The sequence below is a fragment of the Streptomyces sp. NPDC057474 genome (genome assembly GCF_042802555.1).
Lineage (GTDB): Bacteria > Actinomycetota > Actinomycetes > Streptomycetales > Streptomycetaceae > Streptomyces.
Map to the genome: position 1 here is coordinate 1 of NZ_JBHVDX010000412.1, position 4301 is coordinate 4301.

A 4301-nucleotide genomic window follows, 5' to 3' on the forward strand; every position below is an offset into this window, starting at 1 on the left:
GGGGCGAACCACTGCAAGGGGGGCTCATGAGACGAAGAGCTCGTTCGATCCTCGCCGCCGGCGCGCTTCTGCTGGGCGGTGGTGCGGGACTAGCACCGCTGGCCCAGGCGGCCGAGAACGAGGGTTCCGAGGCGGAGGAAGTCAAGGTCTTCCGCGCCGAGGTGACGAAGAAGCAGATACCGCTGCTGCTCGCGGCCGGGCAGGACGGTCACGAACTCAGCGAGCAGGCGCCGGAGAAGGGCACCGCGTCGGTCGAGGTCTACCTCACCGACAAGCAGGCGGACGCCCTCGGGGAGCAGGGCGTCGAGCTTGAGGAGCACCGGCTCACCAGCAAGGCGGAGGCGCGTGTGGCCGCCGCCGGCGACGGGGTCTACCGCCCCTACAGCGGTGCGGGCAACCTCAAGGAGGAGATCCTCCGGACGGGCCAGGAGAACCCGTCCCTGACCAAGGTGGTCTCCCTCGGCAAGTCCCTCCAGGGCCAGGACATCCTCGCGGTCAAGCTGACCAAGAACGCGAAGAAGACCAAGGACGGTGCCAAGCCGTCCGTGCTGTACCTGTCCAACCAGCACGCGCGTGAGTGGATCACGCCGGAGATGACCCGGCGTCTGATGCACCACTACCTGGACAACTACAAGACGGACAAGCGGATCAAGAAGATCGTCGACTCCACCGAACTGTGGTTCGTGATCTCGGCCAACCCGGACGGCTACGACTTCACCCACCGCGACGCCGACAACCGCCAGTGGCGCAAGAACCTGCGGGACGTCAACGGCGACAACGCCATCACCGTCGGCGACGGCGTCGACCTCAACCGCAACTTCGCCTACAAGTGGGGCTACGACAACGAGGGTTCGTCCCCGTTCCCCACCAGCGAGACCTACCGCGGCGGCGGCCCCAACTCGGAGCCCGAGACGCAGGCCCTGGACGCCTTCGAGAAGCGCATCGGCTTCGAGTACGGCATCAACTACCACTCGGCCGCCGAACTCCTCCTCTACGGGGTCGGCTGGCAGGTGGCCAGCCCCACCCCGGACGACGTGCTCTACAAGTCGCTGGCCGGGACACCGGAGAACTCCGCGATCCCCGGTTACCGCCCCCAGCTGTCCTCGGAGTTGTACACCACCAACGGCGAGGCGAACGGTCACGCGTCCAACGTCAACGGCGCGGCGATGTTCACCCCCGAGATGTCGACGTGCCAGACCGTGTCGAACATCGACCCGGACGACGCCTGGAAGCCCGAGGACTGCGCCTCGGTCTTCACATTCCCGGACGACGAGAAGCTGATCCAGCAGGAGTTCGAGAAGAACGTCCCGTTCGCGCTCTCCCTCGCCGAGTCCGCGGCCAAGCCCGACCAGCCGAAGTCCTCGGTCGGCATCGACGCCCCCGACTTCTCCCCGGCCGGCTTCACCACGTCGTACTCGCGCGGCGCCGACCAGGAGATCTCCGTCGTCGCCCGCAAGTCCGTGCGCGACAAGGAGCTGAAGTACCGGATCAACGGCCGCGGCCGTACATACGACCAGACGCTCAAGTCCTGGAAGGGCGGCGAGACGTTCGGCGGTGAGGACAACCTCTACTTCGACGAGTACCGGGCCAAGGTGCAGGACGGTGAGCCGGGCGACAAGGTCGAGATCTGGTTCACCGGCGAGACGAAGAGCGGCAGGCCCACCACCAGTGAGCGCTTCACGTACACGATCGCCGAACGCCCCAAGGCCGACACGCTCGTCGTCGCCGAGGAGGGCGCGACCGCGACCCGGACACAGGCCTACGTCGACGCGCTGAAGGCCAACGGCAAGAAGGCGCTCGTCTGGGACGTCGCGACCCAGGGCGCACCCGACGCGCTCGGCGTACTGAGGCACTTCAAGACCGTCGTGCACTACACGGGCGCCGTCCGGCCGGGCGTCGCCACCCAGCTCGAACTGCGCGCCTACCTCAACGAGGGCGGCAAGCTGATCGAGGCGGGCGAGAGCGCCGGCGGCGCCGTCGACCTCGGCGGCGGCACCCTGTCGAACGACTTCAGCCAGTACTACCTGGGCGCCTACAGCCGTACCTCCCTGCCGAACGCCACCGCCTTCGCCGGCCTCGGCAAGCTCGACGGCTTCACGGGAACGCTCGGCGACGCGCCCGGGAACCCGCTGAACACCGCCGGATCGTTCGGCGTCACCTCGGACGCCCTGCCCGTGGAGACGTTCCCGCAGTTCGCGAGCGCCGGCGCGGGCCAGTACCCCGGGACCGTCAACCCGTACGGCCCCTACGAGGGCGCGTCCATGGCGGCCGCCACGCACACCGACTACGCCTGGAACCGCCTCACCCGCACCATCGATCTCACCTCGGTGAGCGCGGCCGACAAGCCCACCCTGCGCACCCAGCTCCTGTGGAGCACCGAGGAGGGCTACGACCACGCCCTCCTGGAGGCGCACACGGCCGGGGTGGACGACTGGACGACGCTGCCGGAGGCCGGCGGCGCCACCTCCACCACCGTGCCCACCGAGTGCGAGGCCGGATACCTCCTCCAGGGCCACCCGGCCCTGAAGCGGTACCTGACCCTGGGCTCCGGAGGGTGCACGCCGACCGGCACCAGCGGCTCCTGGAACAGCTTCACCGGGGCCTCGGACGGCTGGCAGCAGGTCGAATTCGACCTGTCCGCGTACGCCGGGAAGACGGTCGAGGTGTCGCTCGGCTACGTCACCGACCCCGGCTCCGGCGGTCGCGGCGTCCTCGCCGACAACGCCACCGTCGTCATCGGCGGCACGGCCGGCGCGGTGGAGGGCTTCGAGACGTCGCTCGGCGCCTGGACCACCCCCGGCCCGCCCGCGGGAAGCCCGGCGGTCGTGAAGGACTGGGGCCTGTCGGGTGAACTGTTCAAGACCTTCGGCGCGGTCACCACGGACGACACCGTGCTGCTGGGCTTCGGCCTGGAGCAGGTCCCCGCGGCGGCCGACCGCAAGGCATTGCTCGGCAAGGCGCTGGCGGCTCTGAAGAACTGAGCGCCGACTGCGCGCACCGGGTGACGAAAGGCCTCGTGAGCGGCCCTCCGGGCGTCTGGAATCAGATGATCGGGGGGCCGCTCAAAAGGTAATCACCTTGTAAAACCAGGGCGGTCCGTACCCCTACTGGCGAGTACGGACCGCACCGGCATGTATAGGGCATCTCGATGTCACTCGACGGGCCCCGGGGAGGTAGGGTCGTAGGCGGTCGGGGACATCCCATACAGCTCGCCGGCACTGCGCCGGCGTACCAACGAGGAGATCGGTTCGTGACGATCCGCGTAGGCATCAACGGCTTTGGCCGCATCGGTCGTAACTACTTCCGCGCGCTGCTGGAGCAGGGTGCAGACATCGAGATCGTGGCTGTCAACGACCTGGGTGACACCGCGACCACCGCTCATCTGCTCAAGTACGACACCATCCTGGGCCGCCTCAAGGCCGAGGTGTCGCACACCGCCGACACGATCACGGTCGACGGCCACACCATCAAGGTGCTCTCCGAGCGCAACCCCGCCGACATCCCGTGGGGCGAGCTGGGTGTCGACATCGTCATCGAGTCCACCGGCATCTTCACGAAGAAGGCCGACGCCGCGAAGCACCTCGCCGGCGGCGCCAAGAAGGTCCTCATCTCGGCTCCGGCCAAGGACGAGGACATCACCATCGTGATGGGTGTCAACCAGGACAAGTACGACGCGGCCAACCACCACGTCATCTCCAACGCCTCCTGCACCACCAACTGTGTGGCGCCGATGGCCAAGGTCCTCGACGAGAACTTCGGCATCGTCAAGGGTCTGATGACGACGGTCCACGCGTACACCAACGACCAGCGCATCCTGGACTTCCCGCACTCGGACCTGCGCCGCGCCCGCGCCGCCGCCGAGAACATCATCCCGACCACCACGGGTGCCGCGAAGGCCACCGCGCTGGTCCTCCCGCAGCTCAAGGGCAAGCTCGACGGCATCGCGATGCGCGTCCCGGTCCCGACCGGATCGGCCACCGACCTGGTCGTGACGCTGCAGCGCGAGGTCACCAAGGACGAGGTCAACGCCGCGTTCAAGAAGGCCTCCGAGGACGGCGACCTCAAGGGCTACCTGGCCTACACCGAGGACCAGATCGTCTCCTCGGACATCGTCAGCGACCCGGCCTCCTGCACCTTCGACTCCTCCCTGACCATGGTCCAGGAGGGCAACTCGGTGAAGATCCTCGGCTGGTACGACAACGAGTGGGGCTACTCCAACCGCCTCGTCGACCTCACGGTCTTCGTCGGCGAGCAGCTCTGACCGTCAGAGCAGGCACCTCCGTGTGAAGGCAGGGCCCGTG

Annotated in this window: 2 protein-coding genes; both read left to right on the top strand. The window is 68.1% G+C overall.

Going from position 1 to position 4301, the window contains the following annotated elements:
• Positions 1 to 26: 26 nt before the first annotated feature.
• On the top strand, positions 27 to 2981 hold the full coding sequence (locus ACFU53_RS46925; RefSeq protein ID WP_384006459.1) for a M14 family zinc carboxypeptidase: 2955 nt from the start codon (positions 27 to 29) through the stop codon (positions 2979 to 2981).
• A gap of 269 nt (positions 2982 to 3250) precedes the next feature.
• Entirely contained in the window at positions 3251 to 4261 is a 1011-nt protein-coding gene (gene gap, locus ACFU53_RS46930; RefSeq protein ID WP_384006462.1) for a type I glyceraldehyde-3-phosphate dehydrogenase, read from the top strand.
• Positions 4262 to 4301 lie beyond the last annotated feature (40 nt).

Excerpts from the sequence above, each read along its gene's own strand:
- ACFU53_RS46925 (WP_384006459.1), top strand. The coding sequence starts at position 27 with ATGAGACGAAGAGCTCGTTCGATCCTCGCCGCCGGCGCGCTTCTGCTG.